The 22,310-nt window shown below is 40.8% G+C and carries 23 protein-coding genes; 9 read left to right on the forward strand and 14 right to left on the reverse strand.

What is annotated here, in order from left to right; genetic code table 11:
* Positions 1-24: 24 nt before the first annotated feature.
* Both V7D18_RS00325 and V7D18_RS00330 read left to right on the forward strand, forming a co-directional pair.
* Entirely contained in the window at positions 25-945 is a 921-nt protein-coding gene (locus V7D18_RS00325; RefSeq protein WP_117415693.1) for a chemotaxis protein, read from the forward strand.
* Positions 938-2,224 (forward strand): EAL and HDOD domain-containing protein, encoded by a 1,287-nt coding sequence (locus V7D18_RS00330; protein WP_426150319.1) that lies wholly within the window; start codon positions 938-940, stop codon positions 2,222-2,224. Before V7D18_RS00325 ends, V7D18_RS00330 begins: the two co-directional genes overlap by 8 nt.
* Here V7D18_RS00330 and V7D18_RS00335 read toward each other — a convergent pair.
* Both V7D18_RS00335 and V7D18_RS00340 read right to left on the reverse strand, forming a co-directional pair.
* The gene (locus V7D18_RS00335) at positions 2,221-3,171 is read right to left on the reverse strand and encodes a late competence development ComFB family protein (protein ID WP_426150321.1); all 951 of its coding nucleotides are present in this window, start codon (positions 3,169-3,171) and stop codon (positions 2,221-2,223) included. The two genes, V7D18_RS00330 and V7D18_RS00335, sit on opposite strands and share 4 nt — an antisense overlap.
* Before the next feature lie 26 nt (positions 3,172-3,197).
* The gene (locus V7D18_RS00340) at positions 3,198-3,968 is read right to left on the reverse strand and encodes a ParA family protein (protein WP_426150323.1); all 771 of its coding nucleotides are present in this window, start codon (positions 3,966-3,968) and stop codon (positions 3,198-3,200) included.
* Positions 3,969-4,113: 145 nt separating this feature from the next.
* Here V7D18_RS00340 and fliD point away from each other — a divergent pair, with 145 nt between their 5' ends.
* The 3 genes from fliD to V7D18_RS00355 all read left to right on the forward strand — a co-directional run bounded on the left by fliD (position 4,114) and on the right by V7D18_RS00355 (position 7,652).
* Positions 4,114-6,801, forward strand: coding sequence for a flagellar filament capping protein FliD (gene fliD, locus V7D18_RS00345; RefSeq protein WP_426150325.1), 2,688 nt, complete (start codon positions 4,114-4,116; stop codon positions 6,799-6,801).
* A gap of 15 nt (positions 6,802-6,816) precedes the next feature.
* A complete protein-coding gene (gene fliS / locus V7D18_RS00350) occupies positions 6,817-7,185 on the forward strand; it encodes a flagellar export chaperone FliS (RefSeq protein WP_426150327.1) in 369 nt (122 codons plus the stop codon).
* 71 nt (positions 7,186-7,256) lie between these two features.
* A complete protein-coding gene (locus V7D18_RS00355; protein WP_426150329.1) occupies positions 7,257-7,652 on the forward strand; it encodes a hypothetical protein in 396 nt (131 codons plus the stop codon).
* Positions 7,653-7,662: 10 nt separating this feature from the next.
* Here V7D18_RS00355 and V7D18_RS00360 read toward each other — a convergent pair whose 3' ends face one another.
* Positions 7,663-8,376 (reverse strand): C39 family peptidase, encoded by a 714-nt coding sequence (locus V7D18_RS00360; protein WP_426150331.1) that lies wholly within the window; start codon positions 8,374-8,376, stop codon positions 7,663-7,665.
* A 157-nt stretch (positions 8,377-8,533) separates the two neighbouring features.
* Between V7D18_RS00360 and V7D18_RS00365 the strand changes: the two genes are divergently transcribed.
* Positions 8,534-9,775, forward strand: coding sequence for a nucleotidyltransferase domain-containing protein (locus V7D18_RS00365; RefSeq protein ID WP_426150333.1), 1,242 nt, complete (start codon positions 8,534-8,536; stop codon positions 9,773-9,775).
* 2 nt (positions 9,776-9,777) lie between these two features.
* Here V7D18_RS00365 and V7D18_RS00370 read toward each other — a convergent pair whose 3' ends face one another.
* The 11 genes from V7D18_RS00370 to V7D18_RS00420 all read right to left on the reverse strand — a co-directional run bounded on the left by V7D18_RS00370 (position 9,778) and on the right by V7D18_RS00420 (position 19,697).
* Positions 9,778-10,032, reverse strand: coding sequence for a carbon storage regulator (locus V7D18_RS00370; RefSeq protein WP_117415702.1), 255 nt, complete (start codon positions 10,030-10,032; stop codon positions 9,778-9,780).
* Between the two features lies 1 nt (position 10,033).
* Positions 10,034-10,480, reverse strand: coding sequence for a flagellar assembly protein FliW (gene fliW / locus V7D18_RS00375; RefSeq protein ID WP_117415703.1), 447 nt, complete (start codon positions 10,478-10,480; stop codon positions 10,034-10,036).
* 20 nt (positions 10,481-10,500) lie between these two features.
* Complete coding sequence (locus tag V7D18_RS00380) at positions 10,501-11,109, reverse strand: DUF6470 family protein (protein WP_426150335.1); 609 nt, start codon at positions 11,107-11,109, stop codon at positions 10,501-10,503.
* Positions 11,110-11,130: 21 nt separating this feature from the next.
* Complete coding sequence (locus V7D18_RS00385; RefSeq protein ID WP_426150337.1) at positions 11,131-12,141, reverse strand: flagellin; 1,011 nt, start codon at positions 12,139-12,141, stop codon at positions 11,131-11,133.
* A 14-nt stretch (positions 12,142-12,155) separates the two neighbouring features.
* On the reverse strand, positions 12,156-14,198 hold the full coding sequence (locus V7D18_RS00390) for a flagellar hook-associated protein FlgK (protein WP_426150339.1): 2,043 nt from the start codon (positions 14,196-14,198) through the stop codon (positions 12,156-12,158).
* Positions 14,195-14,620 (reverse strand): flagellar export chaperone FlgN, encoded by a 426-nt coding sequence (gene flgN / locus V7D18_RS00395; protein WP_426150341.1) that lies wholly within the window; start codon positions 14,618-14,620, stop codon positions 14,195-14,197. The genes V7D18_RS00390 and flgN overlap by 4 nt, the downstream gene beginning before the upstream one ends.
* Entirely contained in the window at positions 14,613-14,933 is a 321-nt protein-coding gene (locus V7D18_RS00400; protein ID WP_426150343.1) for a flagellar biosynthesis anti-sigma factor FlgM, read from the reverse strand. Before V7D18_RS00400 ends, flgN begins: the two co-directional genes overlap by 8 nt.
* A gap of 106 nt (positions 14,934-15,039) precedes the next feature.
* Positions 15,040-16,086 (reverse strand): protein-glutamate methylesterase/protein-glutamine glutaminase, encoded by a 1,047-nt coding sequence (locus V7D18_RS00405; RefSeq protein ID WP_426150345.1) that lies wholly within the window; start codon positions 16,084-16,086, stop codon positions 15,040-15,042.
* Positions 16,087-16,226: 140 nt separating this feature from the next.
* On the reverse strand, positions 16,227-17,039 hold the full coding sequence (locus V7D18_RS00410) for a CheR family methyltransferase (RefSeq protein ID WP_117415710.1): 813 nt from the start codon (positions 17,037-17,039) through the stop codon (positions 16,227-16,229).
* Positions 17,040-17,052: 13 nt separating this feature from the next.
* Complete coding sequence (locus tag V7D18_RS00415) at positions 17,053-17,550, reverse strand: chemotaxis protein CheW (RefSeq protein ID WP_426150347.1); 498 nt, start codon at positions 17,548-17,550, stop codon at positions 17,053-17,055.
* Between the two features lie 26 nt (positions 17,551-17,576).
* Positions 17,577-19,697: a chemotaxis protein CheW gene (locus tag V7D18_RS00420; protein ID WP_426150349.1), complete on the reverse strand. Its 2,121-nt coding sequence runs from the start codon at positions 19,695-19,697 to the stop codon at positions 17,577-17,579.
* 127 nt (positions 19,698-19,824) lie between these two features.
* Between V7D18_RS00420 and V7D18_RS00425 the strand changes: the two genes are divergently transcribed.
* From V7D18_RS00425 to V7D18_RS00435, 3 genes are read left to right on the forward strand one after another with little or no spacing between them, the layout of a single operon-like run.
* On the forward strand, positions 19,825-21,246 hold the full coding sequence (locus V7D18_RS00425) for a hypothetical protein (RefSeq protein WP_426150351.1): 1,422 nt from the start codon (positions 19,825-19,827) through the stop codon (positions 21,244-21,246).
* The gene (locus tag V7D18_RS00430) at positions 21,233-21,580 is read left to right on the forward strand and encodes an EscU/YscU/HrcU family type III secretion system export apparatus switch protein (protein ID WP_426150353.1); all 348 of its coding nucleotides are present in this window, start codon (positions 21,233-21,235) and stop codon (positions 21,578-21,580) included. The genes V7D18_RS00425 and V7D18_RS00430 overlap by 14 nt, the downstream gene beginning before the upstream one ends.
* 3 nt (positions 21,581-21,583) lie before the next feature.
* Complete coding sequence (locus V7D18_RS00435) at positions 21,584-22,231, forward strand: PilZ domain-containing protein (RefSeq protein ID WP_426150355.1); 648 nt, start codon at positions 21,584-21,586, stop codon at positions 22,229-22,231.
* Positions 22,232-22,310: the final 79 nt, after the last annotated feature.

The following is a 22,310-nucleotide window of genomic DNA, read 5'->3' on the forward strand; positions in this document are numbered from 1 at the left end:
ATATTGGGATAAAGGAGAAAAAGTATGGCAGAAACAGAGATTTTATTAGAATCAGGGACGAATGAAATTGAAATAATGGAATTTACCATTTACGGTGAGTTGTATGGAATTAACGTTGCTAAAGTACGTGAGATTATGATGTCAGATAAGGTGAAGCCTATCCCCCATGCCCACCCAGCCGTAGAGGGTATTTTTAAACCAAGGGATCTTCTTCTTACCGTAATCGATCTCCCTTATTACCTGACTGGAAATAAAGGTGAAAAACAAGGCAAGGATCTGTTTATTATCACCAATTTCAACAAGCTGCACATTGCTTTCCGCGTTCACAGCGTAGTGGGGATCAGCCGCATTTCATGGAAGAATATTCAAAAGCCGGATGATACCATAAGCCGTGGAGATGAAGGAGTAGCGACTGGAATCGCTCAGTGTGGAACTGATCTTGTTACGATCCTTGACTTTGAAAAAATTGTTGCTGACATTGCTCCTGAGACCGGAATCCAGCTGGATGATATTAATAAGCTTGGAAAGAGAGCATCTGTTGCCAATCCAATTCTGATTGCAGAAGATTCCATACTTTTAACTAAAATGATTGAGGCTGCTCTTAAGAAAGCCGGTTATGAAAATCTTACTTTTAAGAATAATGGTCAGGAAGCCTGGAATTATTTAAGCCAGATAAGAGACGATTCAGATTTAGATGAAAAAGTGAGCCTTATTATTACAGATATTGAGATGCCTGAGATGGATGGACACCGGCTTACAAAGCTGGTAAAAGAAGATAAGAAACTAAAACACATTCCTTTGGTAATATTCTCTTCCATGATTAATCAGGAACTGATGATAAAAGGAAAACAGTTGGGAGCGGATGAACAGCTGAGCAAGCCGGAAATCGCCCATCTGGTGGAAGTAATTGATCATTTACTTCAGAGGAGGAAGACGAATGGATAAGTATGTCACCCGGCAGCCTATAAAGGCATTGAAGGAGGACAGGATTATCGGCTATGAAGTATTGTTTCAGAAGGACTATGATTCTCTTTACAGCAGCTCCGATGTAGCAGCTGCTGACACAATTGCAGGATTCCTGATGCAGAATACAGAAAGCATTTTTCATGATAAGCTTACTTTTGTTACATTTACTCCTTCCTTGTTGTTTCGGAATACACCGAAGATTTTTGATAAGGAGAAGATGGTGATTCAGATAGAAGATCACGTCATGATTCATCCTTTGTCTCCAACCATCATAAGAAAATACAGAGCAGAGGGGTATGTATTTGCCATCAATGACTTCCAGTTTTCTCCCAAATATTTCTCCATGCTGGATTATGTTACCTACATAAAGATTGATATCAGAAACAAGCAGGAAGGGAAAGAGCGGATCTCTCTTAAAAATCTCATTAATACGATGAAGGGATTTGATAAGAAGTGTATTGTGACAGGGGTCAGCTCCATGGCAGATTATGATCTTGCGATTGAGGTAGGCGCAGATTATGCGGAGGGAAGTTATGTCGCGGAAGCCATGGCCGGTAAAGTGAACCGCATGGAATTTTTAGAGGGTAACTTCTTCCAGCTGGTAGTCGAAGTATCCAAAGATGAACCGGATATAGAAAAGATTGAAGAAATTATAAACAGAGATGCCGCTTTAAGCTATGCTCTTCTTAAGATTGTTAATTCCGCATACTTTGCTCTTCGCCGCAGGGTTTCCTCTATACGTCAGGCTTTGGTTACCATGGGTATCAGTCAGTTGAAGCAATGGGTATATTTGTTAAGCTTCAATAATGACATTGATAATGAGGAGTCTCTGGAAGCGATGATGAAGCTGTCTTTCCTCAGAGCAAATTTTGCAATGACTATTTCGGATCATATTGAGAACCTTCCCATTATACGGTCGGAAGTATATATGATGGGTATGTTTTCTACTCTTCAATACATGATCAGCGCACCTTTGGAAGAGATCCTTGAAGAAGTTCCGGTTGCCCAGGAAATAAAAGATGCTCTTATCCGTAAGGAAGGAGTCTGCGGTGATTTATACGAATTGATTCTTAGCTATGAAAGCGCAGAATGGAAAAAAGTCAAGCAGCTTTCCGATAAGCTGAATATACCTTCCGGACAGCTGGCACAGACTTATATGGATTGTGTAGAAGCAGTGAATGAGATCTGGAACGGTTTAACAAGCAGCAATACAGAGCAGGAAGCTGAAATACCTGTAAGTAAAAAAACCCGCACTTAATGGTGTGGGTTTTCTTTTACTGTAAAGCAGGATTTTGTCACCTCTACAATTACATGAGGAGCGAAACGGCTGGAATAAAAATTCAGCAGAGGTGAAGCAGCCGGAGGTTCTACAACCACATATTTGGGAGGAAGTTTTGTCAATGTCAGTGCAATGACATCAGCAATACAGCGCTCACAGGTACAGCCACCAAGCCGCTCCATATAATCCTTTGCAATATTCTCCACTACATGTTCCATAACATTTAAATATTTAAAATTAGGAGTGGCAGGAGCGGAAGGATTTTCAGTGACCGGCAGATCTTTTGGAATCTGTTCTTCTGCGTCCGGCAGGTCATCTGAAAGCTGCTCATTAATGTTCGATATATCCGCTGGAATCTGTTCATCTGCGTCCGGCAGATCCGCTGGAATCTGCACATCAGTGTCCGAAAAATCCGTTGATACACCGTCATCAGTATCCAATCCATCTGAATTACTATGTTCATTTCCCATGTTTGCCGGATTGTCAGATAGCTCAGTGAATGGCTCTGCGACTGGCAATTCTTCTGTGACTGTTGCTGGTTCCTCATCACTGTCCGGTTCCTCTAAGTCAGATACAGATTCATCTTCATGTTCAACAATTGCATTATCTTCTCCGTCCTGATGGAAGTCCGTCTGGTTCTCTTTCTTTTCATCTTCCTCAAGCTGCTGCCGGATTAATTCGGCTACCGGGTCCTGAACGGAAGAAGAAAGGTCAATAATAGAAATTGGGCTGGGAGACAAGGGTCCCTCCTGCATTTGTATTGAGGCCTGCTGAGCCAATACTGTCAATTCTTTAATTGTTCCCTTTGACTCGGCTGCCTGGCTGGCAGCAAGATTTTCCTTAGCAGCTTCTGATTTCGAAGATTCAGCCTCACCTCCGGCCAGAAGATTCATGACATGAGCTGTTTTGCTGCTTTTCCTAGCCATGTTTATATGCTCCTCTCAAGATAAAATTAGTTTGATTTCTTAATTAATTCAAGAACTTCCGTTACCAAAGCTTTGTAATCCTGAGCAGGATTGGATCTTGGGGCATAATCCAGCAGGCTTTCTCCCTGAGCGGGGGCTTCCGCGACACTGACACTGGATCTTATATGCGTTTCAAAAACACGTGTCCCGATCTGAGAAGCAATGCTTTGAGCCATCTCCTTCACTTCTCTGGACAGCAGTGTTCTGGGATTAAATTTATTCAGCAGAATTCCCAGTACGACCAGATTTGGGTTTACAGAAGCACGGACGGTATTAATGGTATCCTTGATCTGGGAAACTCCAAGAAGACTAAGAATCTCAGGAACCATGGGAATAATCAGATAATCCGCAGCAGCATAGGCATTAACTGTTAAAATATTCAGAGCGGGGGGAGTATCAATAATAATATAATCGTAATAACCGGCAACAGTAGACAGTAAATTCTTTAACATACTCTCTCTCTGCTTTCCAGTAAATTCCAGCTCAGCGCCGCTTAAAAGAATATTAGATGATATCACATCGCAATATTTTGCAGGACGGATAGCCTCCTGCAGAGTGGCAGAACCCTGAAATACCTCGTAGATTGTTGCACAGTTTTCAATTTCCAGTCCCAGACTAAATCCCAGATTACCCTGAGGGTCTAAATCAACGGCCAGTACTCTTTTATTGTTCATGGCAAGACCGCAGGCAAGGGAACAGGAAGTGGTGGTTTTGCCTACGCCGCCCTTTTGATTTGTAATAGTAATTACAGTTGACAAATTGTATTCCTCCATTCGTAAATTAAGATAATACTATTATCTTTAGTATACAATATGACGATAAATAAGTATAGCCAAAACATAAAAAAAACCGATTTTTGACGAAAAATGGATTATTTAGATAGTTAAGAAAGGAGTTATTCGTATGGCAACAGCATTGAATAGTATCAAAAACAGTACAGCCTCTTCCTTAAGGGGTTACGGTGGTCTGGCAAGTGGTCTGGACAGAGATACTCTGATTGAGGGAATGACAGCATCCACAAAGGCAAAGATTGCAAAACAGCAGAAGAAGAAACAGACCTATGCATGGCAACAGGAGTCGTATCGTTCCATCAGCTCAAAGCTTGTGGAGTTCTCCAAAAAATACACCTCTTATACGAATCAGTCTACCAATTTATCCAGTCCCAGCTTTTGGGCTAAAAGCAGTATTACACCTGTGGGCGCTAACAGTAATTATGTCAGCGTATCCGGCAGTTCAGCCCTATCAGACTCAATGTCTGTAGTAGGGGTGAAACAGCTTGCCAAGAATGCATCCATGACCTCTAAAACAGTAGTATCTGATAATAGTCTTACAACTGGCAGCATTGATCTGGGAGAAAGCCAGGTTAGTAATCTGGAAGGACAGTATCTGTATTTTAAGTATGGGACCAAATCATATTCTGTCTCTTTGAAAAGCGGTACTACAACAGATGGTTATACCTATGATTACTCCAACGGTAAAAATGCTCAGGATTCCATTACAAGGTCTTTAAAAGAGGTATCCATTGGTAACGGACAGACATTGGCAGATGTGATTAAAGTAACGGCTGATCCAGCGAATGCCGCAGATCCCGAAGGTACCCCTTTTAAACTTAATTTCAAATCTGCTGATACAGCGGGTAATACAATTCTTTTCGACGGTGGAAGTGAAACCGCAATTAAAGCTCTTGGATTTACAAATTTTAATAGTTTAAGTACTGAAGCACGAACCATGACCAGTACAGGTTTTACAGCTGATTTTATGAATAATCAGAAATTTTTTGAACCGAAGACATTTGCCCAGCGTGTTGGCGATATGAATATCAGCTTTACTTATAACGGTACAACTAAGTCCATTCAGTTTGCCAGTGCTGCAGATATCCAGCAGATGGTAACAGATGCAGGAGGCAATGACGAAACAGCGCTCAAGTCTGTTGCTGCTGATCTGCAGGGAAAACTGGACAATCAGTTTGGTACTGGAAGAATAAAAGTCGATACTCAGCTGAATTCTGTTGACGGAAAATATCAGCTTGTATTTAAGACAAAAGATGCAGCTACAGGTTTGGATGATACATCATCAATTCTGTCTTTATCAAGTGCAGATAACGGTGTACTTGGTAAATATGGTGCATTAAGAGTTTCAAGCGGCGAATCAAACCGCCTGAATACGAGTGCATCTTTAGCAGACTCAGGTTTAAAAAATATTGAGCAAAACCTGATCACAAAAGGTAAACTGGATCAGGACACTACCTATTTTTCAGGATCCATAAAGGCTCAGGCTGCGATTAAGGAACTTGGAAGCCTGGTAAATGACAGTACATCTATTGCCGATTTAAAACAGTTGATCGCTACAAAAAATCCTAATATGTCAGATCAGGATTTAAGCAGTATTAATGATGCTATAGATTATGAGTCAGCAGCCAATGTTGGTGATTTGAACACCAAGCTGAATTCTTACGTAGACAGCCGGGAGATGAAATTAAAAATTAATGGTGTGGACATAAAAGGCTTAACGTATAATTCCACAATTACCGACATTATGAACAAGATAAATAGTTCGGATGCCAAAGTTTCAATCAGCTATATGAAGAATGCAGATAAATTTTTGATTCAGTCTACCGTTGGCGGGGTAGCCGGTGATGTTAAAATCGAGGGTTCTGATGCAGAAATGCTGTTTGGTGTAAAGGATACAGACTATACTGTAACCAAGGGACAAGACGCTATTGTTAGTGTTAAATACGCCGGATCCGATGATGTGGTAAATCTGACGCGTGAAAGTAACACATTCAATATGGATGGCCTGAATATTACACTGAATGGTACATTCGGTTATAGCGGAGATACATTTATTGAAGGAACAGAACCTGTTAAATTTAATGCCAAGACTGATTCTGACAGTATTGTGAAAGCTGTCACGGATATGATTAAAGATTACAATGATATGATTGAGCTGGTGAACAAAGAGGTTTCTACCAAACCAAACCGCAATTATGAGCCGCTTACGGATGATCAGAAAGCGGATATGACAGAGGACCAGATTAAAAAATGGGAAGAAAAGGCTAAAACAGGCTTGCTTTTTAATGATTCAGATTTACGTGGCCTTTCTGACAGTATGAGGTTTATTTTTGAAAGTGGCTCTGAAGATACAGCTGCTTTGGCTTCTTTCGGAATATCGACAAGCACAAATTACGGTGATAACGGTAAGCTTGTTCTTGATGAAACAAAATTCAGGGCATCACTGGAATCGAATTCGGCAGATTTACAGAAATTGTTCACAAGAGCTGCAGATTCATCAACAGGTGACAAAGGCGGAGTTATGGCCAGAATGACTGAGATTACTGAAAAGTATGCTAGTACAACTGGTGCAACGAAGGGTATTCTCATTGAGAAAGCTGGTTCCGTTTATGCTCCTACGAGTATTCTCAAGAATTCCTTACAGAGTTCCATGGACAGTCTGGATACCGTAATTAGCCGGCTTAATACTCAGCTTAAAACAGAAACAGACCGGTACATCAAGCAATTTACCAATTTGGAAACATTGATTTCCCAGATGAATTCTCAAAGCAGCTGGTTGAGTCAATCCTTTGGTTCATAAGGAACGGAGTGTAAGATGGCAGTAAATGGATATCAACATTACAAGGAACAGACCGTGAATACAATGACTCCGGGTGAAATGCTTAATCTTTTATATGATGAATTATTAAAGAGGCTGACCAGATCAGAATTGGCATTGGAAAATAAAGATTATGAACTTTTCGAGCAGTCCATACAACGGTCTATGGATATAGTTACATACTTAAGAGATACTCTTAATTTTCAATATGAAATAAGTAATGAATTAAAACGTCTTTATGAATTTTTCCTTTATGAATTAGTTCGTATTAAAGCAGGCAGGAATTCTGCAGTAATAGGAGAGATAAGACCATTGATTATGGATCTGAGGGATTCCTTTAGAGAGGCACAGCGCATCGGCGGTTGATTTTATTCAGGCTGGAGAGGAACGTTCTCTCCAGCCATTTATCAATAAGCTGCAAACAGGAGGAAGTACAAATGGAAGAATCCATGCTGTTGGAGATTCTAAAAGAGATGCAGAAAAAATATCAGTGTATGGCAGAAATAGAGAGGATAACCCGTGAAATTGGTGAATTCCTTTCCCGCAATGACCAGACTTCAGTACAGATGCTTTTGGGAATGCGCCAGGAGGAGATGGATAAGGCTGATATGTTTACTAAAAATATAAACTGTCTTATATCGGTTCTGCCTCCGGAAGAAGCTGCCAAAGTGGATAATTTGGTGAAGGGGCAGGAAAACTGGAATCCAAATGAACAGATATCAGAAAAAATAATGGAAAAAGGAAAGAATATCCAGCATATACTGAAACGTACTATTGAAATCGACAGACACATCAGTACGCGTATCGCAGGTACCCATTCCTTTTATAATTAAATATAGCTTTTTATTTTGGAGGAGAAATAGCCCAAAGTGGTCCTCCATTGGATGCTCGGTAATTCAGTTCATGCAGTATCACAGAAGGATCCCAATTGCACTTTGTATTATCATAATTATTAGAATCCGCGATACGAAAGGAACCGTCAGCGGTATAACTTGTTATGATTATAAAATGTCCCTGCTGAGTAAAATGTCCCTTTCTCATTAAGGCAATAACCAGTTGTCCGGAATCCAATGCATTCCTAATCCCCTCTACGGTACGGTTTTTAATCGGTGAAACTAAAAGACCATATGCTGACGCACTGTCAGGAATGAGGCGGTGATAAGAACCCTGTCCGGGGCACCAGCTGTTATTGACTGCTGCCCAGTTTGCCATATCGGTTGGAAGGACCTGATTACCAGTCAGACTGGTTATGACCATGGCCATAACAGTAGGTCCGCATCCATAGGTAACCAGAGGATCTCTTCCCCCCCACAGATAATTTCCCCACCTGGCATCAGCCTGATTATAATAAGTAAGAGGACCGCAAACGCTGTCTAGCATTACATCGTATTTGCCTTCCTGAGGGATATCTGCATCAACTATCTCAGGCAGTAGCGCGGTTGTAGGTTGAGAGACATCAGCGGCTGATCCGTCAATCTGATAATTAGAAGAAAAAATCGCAAACGGGATGACGATTACGAACAGGGTCTTGAATAGTGTTTTAAATAATCTGTTCATACGGCTCACCTTTATCTTTAATATTATATGTTATTTATCGGATAGACACTCCATAAAGTTAAGATTGAGATGAAAAGTCCGATATATATATTATAGACCTGTATGATATTGCAGGCGGTGTGCGGCACATGGGATTTAATTAAGGATGGAAAAATGAATGATTAAAGGTTATGAAGAGCGGTATTTACTAATATTACTATCTGCAGTGATGAATCAGAAACCTTCACCAGAGCCCATACGTTCACTTGATTGGGAAAAGATGTTTCGGTTAGCTGATTACCATGGTGTGGCACATGCTGTACATTATGGTATTCTGGGGCTTGACCAGGAGATATCCCAAGCGATAAGACAACAGTTTTTTGATAAATATTTAGAATCAGTTTATCGGGTAGGACGTTTACAGAAAAGCGAGACGCAGCTGGTGGCTTTGCTGGAACGTGAAAAAATCAACTGCTTTTATCTCAGTTATTCAGATATAGTAAAAAATTATCCCATCGAAGAGATGTGCTGCCGTGAGTCAATTGAGATTGGGTCCAGTAGAAAATGTACCAGTGTGATATGGGGGATTCTGGAAAAGGTAGATTTCGAAGAACGTAGAACAGATGAGGCTGGAAGGTTGTATTATCGTATTCCTGGAGTAAGAGTGTTGAATTTTGACTATACACTTTTTTTCAGTACCTCCATGCGCAGGTTTTTTAGGAGCCTGCTTAAATTATCTCCACTACAGGCTGGCAGCAGGTATATTCGTGAACTGCCTCTTGATGACAGATACCTGTTTTTGATGTGCAGACTGACTGATAGTTATGCGAGGGGGAATATCAGTTTAAGCCAGATTATGGATTTTTGGATTTTTTATAAGACTTATGGTGAAAGTTTTAATTGGCCTTATATATATGGCAGACTAAAAAAATTGAAAATCGCTGATTTTGCAGAGCGCCTGGAACATTTGATCCTGCGATGGTTTGGAACTGGTGCAGTTATTGAAAATGTTGAAATCTATGAAGCCATGGAGTCTTATATCCTGTCAAAGGGAACAGATGGAAGAGAGATCAGCTCAAAGCTTCTGCCTTTGATTAAGACGGTTGCAGATTGCTATGCAAGGAACCGAAGATTGGAAGAAATGAGAAAGATGGTTGCCTGGCTTTTTCCTGATCGAAGATACATGGAAACGATATATCCTTTATTAGGGAAGATTAGAATTTTATTGCCGTTATTTTGGATAATACGGTTATTGCGATATTTAAGCAGAATATGCACAAACCCTTTACGGAACAACGTGTTTCCAAAGTTAAAAAGCTTGTTTCAGAAGGCAGTAAAAAGGCTCCCAATTATTAATAGGAAAGCAAAGAGTGAGAATACAGAGGAAGAATCAAAAGAAACAGCGGAAATACCTAAGTAATATCAGGTATTTTCGCTGTTTTTGTGTTGCTCTGAAAAAAACTCTTTTATCTTAGAAATTGATCCGGCATTCAGAGGAATAGAAACTGCTTCCTGATTAGCAGAAACTGCTTCTACCAATTCGGATCTTAATATAGATACATCTCTGGGAGCATCAATTGCTAATTTGACCCAATCATTACCGATTTCCAGTACAGTAATCGAAATGTTATCGCCAATGTTTAGAGCCTGTTCCTTTTTTCTCTGAAGTATCAGCATATTATTTCCCCCTTTTCATAAAGTCTTTGATTGGATGACGGAATTTATAAAGAGGGTTATCTAAAATTATCTGTTTTGCTTCTCTGGTATCTGTATTAACTGCGATGGGGGCCTTTAAATTAACAGTACTTTCTTCCATCTGGTCATGTATGACACAGATCACATAATAAGAAATATTTTTTTCATCATAGGAAGCTTTTAATAAATTGCTGTCTTCTGCAGATAAAACAGGAGCGTATTCGGAATATAGCTGAAACGGATTCATAAGTATAAATGATATTCTACAATCATCAATAGATTGCAGAGATATCAGGGCATCACTATTATCCTGAAATGCAAGGGGTACATAATTTTTTAATTCTGAGAATCCAAATAAACCGTCAGAAAAATGAATCAGTTCCTCCTCAGAACAGGGAATTGAACCAAAATATTGCGTTTTTATTTCCATGTGTACCTCCAAATATAAATTTAAGCCAGGACATCAATCGGGGTGTGATCAAAGTATTTAGCAGCACTGGGAGGAACATACATCGGCTTGCCAATATATTCTATTTCTACATCTGGCATTTGAGTGATGGAAATTTCAATGCTGCCGGGTATGAATTCAAAATCCCCCTTAGCGGCCCTGATGTCAAAACTAATCTTATCCATTTGATACTTAATATTCAGATCAGGGGCAGACCATTCGAGATCGGGACCTGTAGTTGGGATAAAAGCTAAACCAAACTCTCCTGTGGGCATTTGAGCACGCTGACGGAAAATCTGATCAAGGGGATTAGAAACTTTGGCGTCTAACAATAGTGCAGCCTCCTCTGTATAAGTAGCAGTAGCTTCTGATGCAGCCTCCAATCCGGAAGCAGCGGCCTGGCGGACGCTTTCCATGGTGGTTGGAGAAATTGAACTGCGGGCATCGTAAGTATCAAGGAACAGCTTAATCGGTTTGCTGTTAATATCCAGGCCACCGCGTTCATTATTCATTAATACATCGGTCTTCGATTTTGTATATCTGAGTTCGGCCTTCTGTATCTTCATTTCATATTTTATTGGTATGGTTTTTATCTGAAGCAATGGTTCCATATAAAATCCCTCCTGTAAACCTTAGCGCATGAAATCAATGAATGACGAGGACAAAATGCTGGTTCCAACCTTCAAAGCAGCATTATAAGCGTATTGATCCCAAGAGTAATTGGTAATAGCCTCCGCCATGTCAACGCCTTCCACACTTGACATCTGTTCCTGAATCGATATTTCTGCATTATCAAGCCGGTCTTTTGTAGTGGTTAAAAATTCGGATTTAACACCTAACTCTGTAATTTGATTTGACAGACTGGTATTGAGAGTGTCAAACTTGACCATGAGATCACGGTACTGATCTGCATCAAAAGTCTCAGCTTCCAATGCATCTGCAAGCTTACCGGCCATTACAATTATGTTATTGCTCATTCCTTTGTCATCAACGCCGTATCCAATCGCATTGATTCCTGGGAGAGACATGTTAAAGGCACTGGAAGAAACAACCTGATCAAAATCATCCATTGATAATCCCATTCCAAGATCAACATACAGGTTTTCATTTGACAAAGTCTTTAATTTTTCATAGTCAGCAGATCCTTTGGGTGCATTGACGTCAATTCCACGATAGTTAAGAGTACCATCAGATGTCAGTTCAAAGGGCGGGTTCTTTCCATCGGAGCCCGCAAAAAGAAACGTGTCCTCATAAGATGAATTCAGACTAAGTACCATGGACTGCTGAAACTGTCGGATAGCAGAAGCATAACTCTGACGTACTTCCTTAGTCTGATTGGTTCCATTCAATGCCTGAATATTATAATTTTTACTAATCGTTTTAACCATATCAGAAACCTGTCTCAGTGAATCTTCCTGACCATCCTGTCTGGACTGCACTTCTTCCAGCATTTTTAAGTTATCCTGGTTCTTGTAATATTTCCGGTGAAGCTGTGAGGCTCTGGCGGCAGAAGCAGGATCCTCAGCGGCACTATTAAAACTTCGCTGAGTCATAACATGAGTTCGTGAAATATTTAAGTTATTGATTGATGTTGAAAGATTGGTTTTGTAATCTCTTATAATCGCATTTGTGGTGATTCTCATTTACTTACCTCCTTTTATCTGCCAACTACTCCAGTATTGTTGATTAGAGTATCGAGTGCCTGGTCCAGAGTTGTCATAAAACGGGCAGCTGCACTGAAGGATTTCTGATAATGCATCAAATTTATACCTTCCTCATCTAAAGATACACCGGATACTCCATCCTTATTATTGGCAGTCTGCTTTACAACTGAAACATGATTATCCAGTATTGCCTTGTTTGTTGAACTGTCAATACCCTGATTATTCTCCAGCGTCGAATAGCACTGAGAAAAGTTTCCCGTATAAAATGATATATAATTCGTTGTTTTATTGCCTCCACTGTCCAATGTAGTATATTCATATTTGAATTCTCTGCTGTCAGTTAATGATTTCAACATTTTCAGAATATTGTCATTAGCTGTAGATCCAGCATTCGGATCGTGGGAAGAAATAATATGAATGGAGTTATTCATCCAGTCATCGTTAATTTTAATATTTGATGCTGTAAATTTCTTACTGCCGTCAGATGTCTTGAATAAATCAAAATTTTTAACGTTGTAAGGGTTTGCTTTGTACAAAAAGCTGATTGTGTTATTGTCTGTAAACTTAATGCTGTCTTTTGTGATGACTGTTCCGGAAGCCATGGGTGAATCACTGGTCCAAACCAGTTTTTTACCACTTACGCTATATTTCCACTGACCAGGTACAGATGAGCCATTCACATTTAAGCTGGCAAAACCTGTATTAAGCTTATCTGCCAGATTTTCAAGGCTTTTATCCAGGGTGTCACCAATTTCAATGGTACCTGCTGAACCGTCACCAAAGGTGTATTCAGTACCATTAAAATTAATTGTTTCACCAGTTAAAAAGTTGCCGATGGTATTGGAAAATCCGAATGCAAATTCTGCTTTCTGTGTTCCATTGGTTGTCATGGCATTGGCTGCACCGGAAGATGGCATGACATTGGCTCCTGTGTAAGGCTGCATGTTACCATTTAAATCATTAAAGGTCTTTGCAAAGGTCTGAACAAAGGAATCCAGGGTTTTTTCGTAATATCCAAATCCTCTGAAATCCGTAGCAGGATCATCCAGTTCGCCGGATTTATTTAGCAAATCCACTGTACCTTTTATAGAACCATCTTTTAAATAATCGGTAACATCTGTCTTCAGAGAAGAAGTATCCACACCCTTGGGATAATTGGTGGCTGGAATCATAGAAATGCGAACGGTTCCATCAGGGTTTCCGTCTGAGTCCTTATGCTCCTCCATGGAAAAGGAAGCAAAATTTTCTCCATGCTCTCCAGCTGTCAGTTCATAGCTCAGCCCATTGGATCCATTAAATGTAACAACAGGGTAATTATATTTTTCATTGGAGCCAATAGTAACCTCTTTGTAGCTTACACTGATAGGAAGATAACCAGCAAGCTCATCCAGCTTGCTATTTCTCTGATCCATCAGTTCCAGAGATGGGTTACCCAATATCTGACCATTCCAAATAGTATCGTTTAATTCACCAATATCAGAGAGAAGGCCGTTAACGGTTTTTATATCTGTGTTCTCCAGACCGTATATTGTCTCTTCCCGGGTGGTCTTTAAATCTGTAGCCTTTTGATGAATATAGTTTAAAAGAACCTGAGATCTGGAACGCACGATACTGTCAAATTCGCTGTTGTTTGCATTAGAGGATAACTGGTCTAAACTGCTGCTTAAATTACTGAGAGCCGTTTTTAAAGCATCTCTGTCTGTTTCGTCAAAGATATCTGCCAGCTGGTCCAGACCTGCCTGGCGGGCATCAGCAGTACCTACCTTTGCAATCTGGTTACGATACTGTACATCGAGAAACGGATCTCTGACCTGGGAGATTCCTGTGATCTCAACACCATAACCAATCTTTGATGACGGGTTACTGCTGGTGGGGTCGGCCCCCCTTAAATTAAGGCTGACAAGGTCGACCTGCTGTCTTGTATACCCCTTCGTGTTAATATTGGCAATATTCTGTCCGGTAACATCAAGGGCTCGCTGACTGGCGGTCATAGCAAGCTGGGCAATCGTAAAGCCGGAAAATGTAGATCGTGTCATATGAGACCCTCCCAATTCTTTTTATCTTTTGAGTTATTCTGATGTGTGCGTATGATGGCTTTGTTAATATTATGTAAGCTTATTTCAAGCATGGCCCGGGCACTTTCGTTTGTATCCTGAAAAAGGCTGACATGGTGGGAGAGTGTGTCAAACAGTATCTGGAGCCGGCTGTGTTCTTCTCCTGATGTGCTGTCTAATATCTGCTTAAAGGTATATCCTTCGAAACCCATGTTCTTCTGGCAGGCTTCCCGTTTTTTCTCCAGACCTCTCAGCTTTAACACTGCAGCCTGTTCCCTGTTCATGCAGTCCTCCACATAAGTGACCATGTTCTTCTTTACCGCTTCTATTTTTATCTGTTCAATCTCGATCAACTCTTCGAAGAGTTTAACCAGATCTTCAACTACAGCTGTAAACTCATTCATTACTATCTGCTCCTTTGTACCAGAGAATCTTCTCTGCGATCTTATTGGCATCTACCTGATAGGTACCGCTTTCCATTCGTTCCTTTAACTGATTCAGCTTTTCGTCGGACGCCGGATTCTTGATTTCATTCATGAGCATATTCTTTAGCGTGGCAGCAAATTTGGAATCCATATCTTCCAGGGAAGCGGAACGTATGGTGATTTCATCGTAATTGGTTTTTGCTGATTCGTTAGCCGGGCTGCTGGAGTCCTGATTTTGTCGTATCATGGATGTATTATACAGCGTATTAAGATAATTCGATGAGATACGCATGAAATTACTCCTTTCTGAGAGCTTCTAAATAACTTTACTTTTATATCACAGTTATATTATCGTCAATTTATAAGAAATATTAACTTTTTCTCTTGGATTTTCTTTATTAAAGTGAGTATAAATGCTTTAAAAGCACATTGGAAATGTTAGAACAGGAAACCTGGGTCTTCACAGCACCTATGTTGTAGGCGACCATGGGCATTCCGTACACCACACAGCTTTCCGCATCCTGTCCGATGGTGAAAGCACCTTTCTTCTTCATACTAAGAAGTCCGTCTGCTCCGTCACGGCCCATACCGGTCATAATAATACCAACGGAGGAAGCGCCTGCCGTGTCTGCAACGGACTGAAACAGTACATCTACAGAAGGGCGGTGACCGCTTACCTTTTCACCGGAATAGCAGCTTACACTGTAACGGTTTCCTATTCGTACCACTTTCATCTGATAATCACCGGGAGCAATCAGTACCTGGCCACGTTCAATCGCATCACCGCTTTGTGCCTCTTTCACTTTCATATGGCAGAGACGGTTTAAACGGTCTGCGTACATCTTGGTAAATCCCTCTGGCATGTGCTGAGTAACTACGATGCCGGGCGTGTCTGCTGGAAGATCTTTTAAAACCTGGAGCGTGGCCTCAGTCCCTCCGGTTGAAGCGCCGATCGCAATAACTGTATTATAGGCATTCAGGCCGAAAGGCTTATTTCCTCCTAATGCAGCCACAGGAACCGCAGGGGGAACCACTTTTGCAGGCACCTTGATTTTTGCACGGGAGGCTATAAATATCTTGCTCATTAATGTATTAAGAAATGTATTGGCGTTAATGCTCATAGACATATCCGGTTTTCTTACAAAGTCTACAGCTCCTGCAGAAAGAGCCTCAAATACATTTAAATTCAGGGAAGAAACTAAAATCACGGGAACCGCATAGATCGGAAGCAGTTTTTTTACAAAATCAATCCCGTTCAAACGCGGCATTTCTACATCTACCGTAACAACATCAGGCTTTACTGCTGGGATTTTGCGCTCTGCATCAAATGCATCAATGGCATACCCGACTACTTCTATGTTTGGATTCTGTGAGAGATTGTCAATTAAAACCTTGCGAAAAAGCATGGAATCATCTACTATAAAAACTTTAATTTTCTCATTCATAATATACTCCATTCTTTATACTGAAATTATACAGTCAGAAAATGATTTTATGGTCATCCATATTATATGGATAAATCTGTGTAATATAAAATCCATTTACCGGATTTTAACACCAGTAAATAGATTTTATATTAGGCAGATTATTCTTTTCGGTATGTAGCTGGCATGAGATATTTATAAGGTGTTTTTTCTTTGTTTATCGTCTCCGAATGTCCAATCAGTAAATAGCCGCCTGGAGCAGTCGCATCATAGAAACGCTGGATTAAAGCGTCTTTGGTGTTCTGGTCAAAATAAATCATTACATTTCTGCAGAAAATGACATCAAATTTCAATCGGAACCGAATGGGATCCATTAAATTAAATGTCTGGAAAATAACATTGGACTTAATGGAAGGTGCTACAGCATAGATCCCCTTTTCTGCTGTTTTAACAAAATATTTGGATATCCATGCAGGTGATAAATTTTTGAGGGAGTCCTCGTCGTACACGGCCTCCTTTGCAGCCCGCAAGGCGTTCTGGGATATATCGGTAGCCAGAACCCGGGTATCCCAGAGGGCGGCCTGCGCCCCCAGGGTTTCCTTTATGATCATTGAAATTGTATAGGGTTCCTCACCAGAAGAACAGCCTGCACTCCATATACTTAAAACCTTGTTTTTCTTGGTGGCTAACAAATATGGGAGAATGGTATCCCGGAAGAAATTAAAATGGGCCTCTTCCCTCATAAAATAAGTATAATTTGTTGTAAGCTTATTCAGCATTACTTCAAGGTCGGCTGGGTTTCTTGATGAGGTGATCTGATCTATATAATCCGTAAAGGAGGTGTATCCCATTGAGATAATGGTATTGGATAACCGCCCCATAATCAGCTGCATCTTTTTAGAAAGATCGATCCCGTAATTTTTTTTCACGAACTGAACCAGCCGCGTGAAGTCTTGCTGTGAGAGTGTTAACATAGATAGCCGTCCTTTATGAGTTATTAACTAATGTTTCGCAATCCAGAAGCAGAACAACTTTGTTGTCCGGCATGGATATCATGCCGCTGACCAGTTCTTCCCGGTTGCTTGCAGGAACAGAGGAAATTCTGGAATAATCGATATCCAGAACCTGCTCCACTGCATCTACAATGATGCCGATGAACACAGAATCAACATTCAGCACGATGACACAGGTAGTGCTGGTGTATTCAATGGCGGGTTTTCCAAGCCTGAGCCGTATATCAATAATCGGTACGATCTGGCCTCTTAAATTGATAATGCCCTTTACGTAATTTGGCATCATGGGCATGGCAGTAATGACATGATTGGTAATGATTTCTATTATATAGTTTGTGCTTACACCAAAAATTAAATTGTCGGTGCGAAAGGTGAGATAACGCTCCATGGCTTCCGTTGCGCCAGAAATAAAATCGTCATGTGATAAATTATCTGCACCATCCATAGCTGTATTAGTACTTTCTGCTGACATTTGTATTCCTCCATTTCTAATTAAAATTAATTATGAGCTGCAGCATACAGATTTAAAACGTCTAATATGATGCTGATATTGCCGTCACCAAGAATGGTACATCCGCTGATACCGGAATCTTTGATATTAAAGCTGTTTAAGTATACCGGCAGAGGCTTCACAACAACCTGCTGTTCGCCCAGAAGGTCATCTACAAAAAGACAATAGGATTTATCACCGGATTCAACCCATACCAGGATACCGTCTTCAATATTGGTGATTTCTGTCTCAATATTGTAGAGTCTGTGAATCCGGATAATGGGATAGAACTGGTTCATGCATCTGATAATTTCATTTCCTTCTGTATCATAAATAACTTCTTCGTTTTTCACCTTGAATGACTGACGGATATTGGCAATCGGAATAGTAAATACTGATTTACCAACGGAGATTTCCATACCGTCAACAATTGCCATGGTAAGCGGGATCTTTAAGGTGGTGCACATTCCCTTTCCGAGATCGCTTGTAATGGTAACGGTTCCGCCGATTGCTTCCACGTTCTTCTTCACTACATCCATACCCACGCCGCGGCCTGAAAACTCGGTTACAGTTTCGTTGGTGGAAAAGCCCGGAGCTAACAGGAGAGCAAGAATCTCTTTCTGAGTATATTCGCTTTCCGGCTTTGTAAGAATTCCGTTTCTCTTTGCTTTTGCAAGAACACCGACAGGATTCACGCCCCGTCCGTCATCGCGTATGGAAATAATGACTTCATTGGTCGTATGGCTGGCAGAAAGAATGATTTCACCCTGAGGATTTTTTCCAACCCTGATACGTTCTTCTGCAGTCTCTTCAATTCCATGATCCATAGAGTTACGTACAATATGCATAATCGGATCACCGATACTGTCCACAATGGATTTGTCCACTTCTGTATTCTCGCCCACAATTGTAAGGCGTACATCTTTTTTCAGTTTCTGCTTCATATCTCTTACAATACGGTTCATTTTCTGGAATACACCGGAAACAGGTACCATGCGCAGAGACATAACAATATCCTGCAGATCATCAGTCAGCTTGCGAAGCTGTCTGGTGGCCTTTAAGAAACTGTCCAGATTCTTCAGATTCTGGATTTCAGGTGAAGAGGTTACCATGGATTCCGTTATGACGATCTCTCCAACAATTGCAACGAGGTTGTCAAGCTTTGCTAAATTAACACTGATCAGATTCTGTTTGCTGGGCATCTGATGACTGGTGTTTGCGGCGGGTGTGCTGGCGGGTGCGGTGCTTTCACGGTTAACGGGGGCAGCGGCTGTCTCTGCAGTCTTTTCTTCAACTGCACTCTTTGCCCGTACATTCTGAATCAGCTCATAAGAGCGGAGGTTATTCATATTGTTAATCTGGGAGATTGCTGCATCTGCAGTCTCACGGGAGTCAAGAGCGAGATAGAATCCCTTTTCAATAATGGATGAACTGCTCTGACTGTTGGTTTCCACATCGCTGGGATAAAAATTAAATTCCAGACCGGATTCCTTTAATGAGCTGATGAGCATAAATGCGCGGAGGTTCTCCATTCCACAGCCTTCGTCAAAAAAGATACGGAGAAAATAGGGGGAATTATCATCCGGGCACTCTGCAAGATCCATGCGGACTTCGTCCAGATCCACAGCTGTAACGGGAGAAGCGGCTACCGGCTTCCCGCTTTCTTTTACTGCCGGCTTTTCCGTTTTCTTTGCTTCTGCGGGAGCATCTTTATTATCCTTACTGATTTTTTTTAGGAAACTATTAATTTCCTCGGTCAGATTGTCGACATTATCACTAAGTGGTTCATTGTTTTGAATCTTTGAAACTTCAGCACGAAGTAAATCGGTAGAGCGGAACATTAAATCAAAAAGGGTGCTTTTGTGAGAACTTTCAAGTGAATCCAAACCGTTCTCACGGATAAAAAAGAATAAATCTTCAATGTGATGAGCGATCTGCATCAAAGAATTAAACTCCATCATTGCAGAAGAACCCTTAACGGTATGCATGATACGAAAAATTTCATTCACATCGTCCACCGTAAAATCTCCTGCTTTTTCGGCTTCTATCAGGAGTTCATCCAATTGCTCCAGTAGGGAATTGGTTTCAAAGAGATACATATCAAGCATATTATCCATGCCGTTATCCATAATATTTACACCGCCTTGTCTAGTATAGTATATAATTATTTATCGGTATGGCTGGAAAAAAAATAATAGTAAATCAAACAACCTTTTGAAAAAAATATATGAAACACAACTTGTATGGAGGCATAATATGGCAGATATTCTGAAAGTAACAACTCCAATGTCCGGCTATGATAATTCGACGATTAAAAATAACCCCCAGGCAGGCCAGGGACCGCAGATACAGAATCCGGTAGATCCGTCGAAAGTGATGCGGGGGGATAACCGGACTGATTCCGGAGGAAATCAGGAACAGCAGCTGGCATTTCAGTATCGTTCCAATTTTGGTACATTTCTCAATATGATAAAAAATTCACCGGATATTTCCCGGATATTTTCCGATATTTTTTTCCAGGGAGAAGAGATGTTAACCGGAGGGGTGATGGGAGAAGAAGCAGCCAGACAGATCGCTTCTTTTTTTAAAGCCACCCAGATGCAGGAGGAAGATGTCCTGGGCTTTTTAAAAGAGCAGGCAGAATCATCGGTCCGCTTCAATGGGGGGATTTTTGACCAGTTAAGGCAGGTTATGGCTGAGACAGGTTCTGTGGATTTAAAAGCAGATATTTTAAATTTTATAAAAAAGTTTAACGATATGTCTTCCGGAAAGCATATTCTTCATGATATATTTAATACAGTGAAAGATATGGAAGGGTACGTATTTAAACAGACAGCTGCCCAGATCGATGAGCTGCTGAAGGAACTGGATACATCTGCAGCAGAAGGAGACACAGACGGAAACAGTGCTCTGCTGAAAGAAAAGATACTTCCGTTTTTAGGCCGTTACATTGCTGCAAACCATGATATGGGTACCATACGTGACAAGATCTCCCTTTTGACGGTGCTTATGGCCAGATATGAAAACGGAAACAGGCAGGAAGTCCTCCAGGCATTTGCAAAACTTACGGGCTATCAGGGATTTCGCAAGCATTTTGGTACGACGACTGCAGAAGAGTTTGGAGAGCTGCTTGGCCAGGTAGATATGGATCAGGCAGCAGGAAAAAATCAGTGGTCAGACAAATTTGTTGATTTTTTAAGAACCGGGGTCAGCGGAGGAGCAGGACTTGAAAACAGACAGACGTTTCTGAATATAATCCAGTCACTTGTAATGAATGAAAGTGTATATATGCCGCTTCTTCACCTGGCATTTCCTATGGATATTAATGGCAGAAAACTGTTCACCGAGATGTGGATTGATCCGGATGAAGAGGGCAGCAGTACTCAGGCAGGCGTGGAACGGGTTGCAAGAATTTTCATTAAATTCGAAATAGCAGAGCTTGGCCAGTTCAGACTGTTAATGCTTTATGGTGAAAACACTTCATCCTTCCAGCTCTATTATCCCGAGAAGATGAAAAAATCAGAAGCCAGTATCCAGAGGGGAATTAAGGGGATTCTTGAAAAAAATCACCTCAGGGCTGATCGTGTAATCCTGCAGGCGGGAGAGGGGCCTTCTTCTCTTGTATCGGTATTTCCTAAAATACAGGAAAGGAAGAATTCAGTCGATGTCAGAATTTAAAAGTACACTCAATAAAAAAGCGGTTGCCTTAAAATACGATGACTCAAAAAATCCGTCTCCGGTTATCGTTGCATCCGGAATGGGTTATACGGCAGAAAAAATTGTGGAGGTGGCCAATGAGAACGGAATTCCTGTTTATGAGGACAATTCCCTTGCTACCATACTCACGCAGCTTGAATTAGGGAGTCAGATCCCGGAAGAATTGTACCAGGCTATTGTAGACATCTACCTTTATTTTCTGGATTATGTACCTGGTAAACAAAAAGACATAGTAAAAGAAGATTTGGAAGAGACAGAGGAAGAGGAAACAATAATAGAAGAAACGGTGGAATAATTTATGTTAAGGGAATGTGATAAGGCTTGTATTTATTCATTTGATGGCGTTTTTCTTGCAGAGGTAAAAGTGGTTGATTCCGAGAAGGATAGTATGGCACTGATCTTTGAGGAAGAAGACATGGATAAGGTCAATACGGAATCGGTTATTGTATTCTATGATGGCTTACAGGGACTTGTAACATGCAAATGCAGTCTGTCTGCAAGAGTCAAAGTTGTTGGAACTGAGAGCGGAGACTTAGGAACAGCCATTTATAAGGTTCCCTGCAGAATTGATGAGCTCATTGGGGTGGAGCAAAGAAGAAGAGACTTAAAGGTAAGAGTTTCAATTCCTGTTATGATTGAAACTGCTGACGAACAGGGAAAAGTAATTCACTTACCAGCGAAGTTAAAAGACATCAGTGCAGGAGGAATCGGATTTGAATCCCCGGAAAAGTTAAAGGAGAATCAGATTTTTTCCTTTATGTTTGAGACAGATGCCGGAGATACCAGATTAAAGGCAAGCGTTTTGTGGGTCAGAGAAATCGCAGAGAATGGAGAAGAACCATTTTACCGCTATGGAAGCCGATATTTCGGTTTATCCGCTTATCAGGAGTCCATGGTTCGTAAATTCACGTTTCAGGAACAGCTGAAAAGGAGAAAAATCGAGTAATTGCTTATGATTGTTTCAATTTATGCCGATACATTACTTATAGGCTTTATTATCCTATAAGGTTAAAAGTAAAGGAGCG

Source organism: Lacrimispora sp. 38-1 (assembly GCF_049890855.1).
In the GTDB taxonomy this organism is placed as follows: Bacteria; Bacillota; Clostridia; order Lachnospirales; family Lachnospiraceae; genus Lacrimispora.

Coding starts and splice junctions, on each gene's coding strand:
- V7D18_RS00415 (WP_426150347.1), bottom strand. CDS start 17,550: ATGTCAGCAGAAAGTACTAATACAGCTATGGATGGTGCAGATAATTTA.
- V7D18_RS00405 (WP_426150345.1), bottom strand. CDS start 16,086: ATGAATGAGAAAATTAAAGTTTTTATAGTAGATGATTCCATGCTTTTT.
- V7D18_RS00360 (WP_426150331.1), bottom strand. CDS start 8,376: ATGAACAGATTATTTAAAACACTATTCAAGACCCTGTTCGTAATCGTC.
- fliS (WP_426150327.1), top strand. CDS start 6,817: ATGGCAGTAAATGGATATCAACATTACAAGGAACAGACCGTGAATACA.
- V7D18_RS00435 (WP_426150355.1), top strand. CDS start 21,584: ATGTTAAGGGAATGTGATAAGGCTTGTATTTATTCATTTGATGGCGTT.
- V7D18_RS00355 (WP_426150329.1), top strand. CDS start 7,257: ATGGAAGAATCCATGCTGTTGGAGATTCTAAAAGAGATGCAGAAAAAA.
- V7D18_RS00330 (WP_426150319.1), top strand. CDS start 938: ATGGATAAGTATGTCACCCGGCAGCCTATAAAGGCATTGAAGGAGGAC.
- V7D18_RS00370 (WP_117415702.1), bottom strand. CDS start 10,032: ATGCTGATACTTCAGAGAAAAAAGGAACAGGCTCTAAACATTGGCGAT.
- fliD (WP_426150325.1), top strand. CDS start 4,114: ATGGCAACAGCATTGAATAGTATCAAAAACAGTACAGCCTCTTCCTTA.
- V7D18_RS00385 (WP_426150337.1), bottom strand. CDS start 12,141: ATGAGAATCACCACAAATGCGATTATAAGAGATTACAAAACCAATCTT.
- V7D18_RS00420 (WP_426150349.1), bottom strand. CDS start 19,697: ATGGATAACGGCATGGATAATATGCTTGATATGTATCTCTTTGAAACC.
- flgN (WP_426150341.1), bottom strand. CDS start 14,620: ATGAATGAGTTTACAGCTGTAGTTGAAGATCTGGTTAAACTCTTCGAA.
- V7D18_RS00380 (WP_426150335.1), bottom strand. CDS start 11,109: ATGGAACCATTGCTTCAGATAAAAACCATACCAATAAAATATGAAATG.
- fliW (WP_117415703.1), bottom strand. CDS start 10,480: ATGGAAATAAAAACGCAATATTTTGGTTCAATTCCCTGTTCTGAGGAG.
- V7D18_RS00390 (WP_426150339.1), bottom strand. CDS start 14,198: ATGACACGATCTACATTTTCCGGCTTTACGATTGCCCAGCTTGCTATG.
- V7D18_RS00430 (WP_426150353.1), top strand. CDS start 21,233: ATGTCAGAATTTAAAAGTACACTCAATAAAAAAGCGGTTGCCTTAAAA.
- V7D18_RS00410 (WP_117415710.1), bottom strand. CDS start 17,039: ATGTTAACACTCTCACAGCAAGACTTCACGCGGCTGGTTCAGTTCGTG.
- V7D18_RS00425 (WP_426150351.1), top strand. CDS start 19,825: ATGGCAGATATTCTGAAAGTAACAACTCCAATGTCCGGCTATGATAAT.
- V7D18_RS00325 (WP_117415693.1), top strand. CDS start 25: ATGGCAGAAACAGAGATTTTATTAGAATCAGGGACGAATGAAATTGAA.
- V7D18_RS00400 (WP_426150343.1), bottom strand. CDS start 14,933: ATGCGTATCTCATCGAATTATCTTAATACGCTGTATAATACATCCATG.
- V7D18_RS00365 (WP_426150333.1), top strand. CDS start 8,534: ATGATTAAAGGTTATGAAGAGCGGTATTTACTAATATTACTATCTGCA.
- V7D18_RS00335 (WP_426150321.1), bottom strand. CDS start 3,171: ATGGCTAGGAAAAGCAGCAAAACAGCTCATGTCATGAATCTTCTGGCC.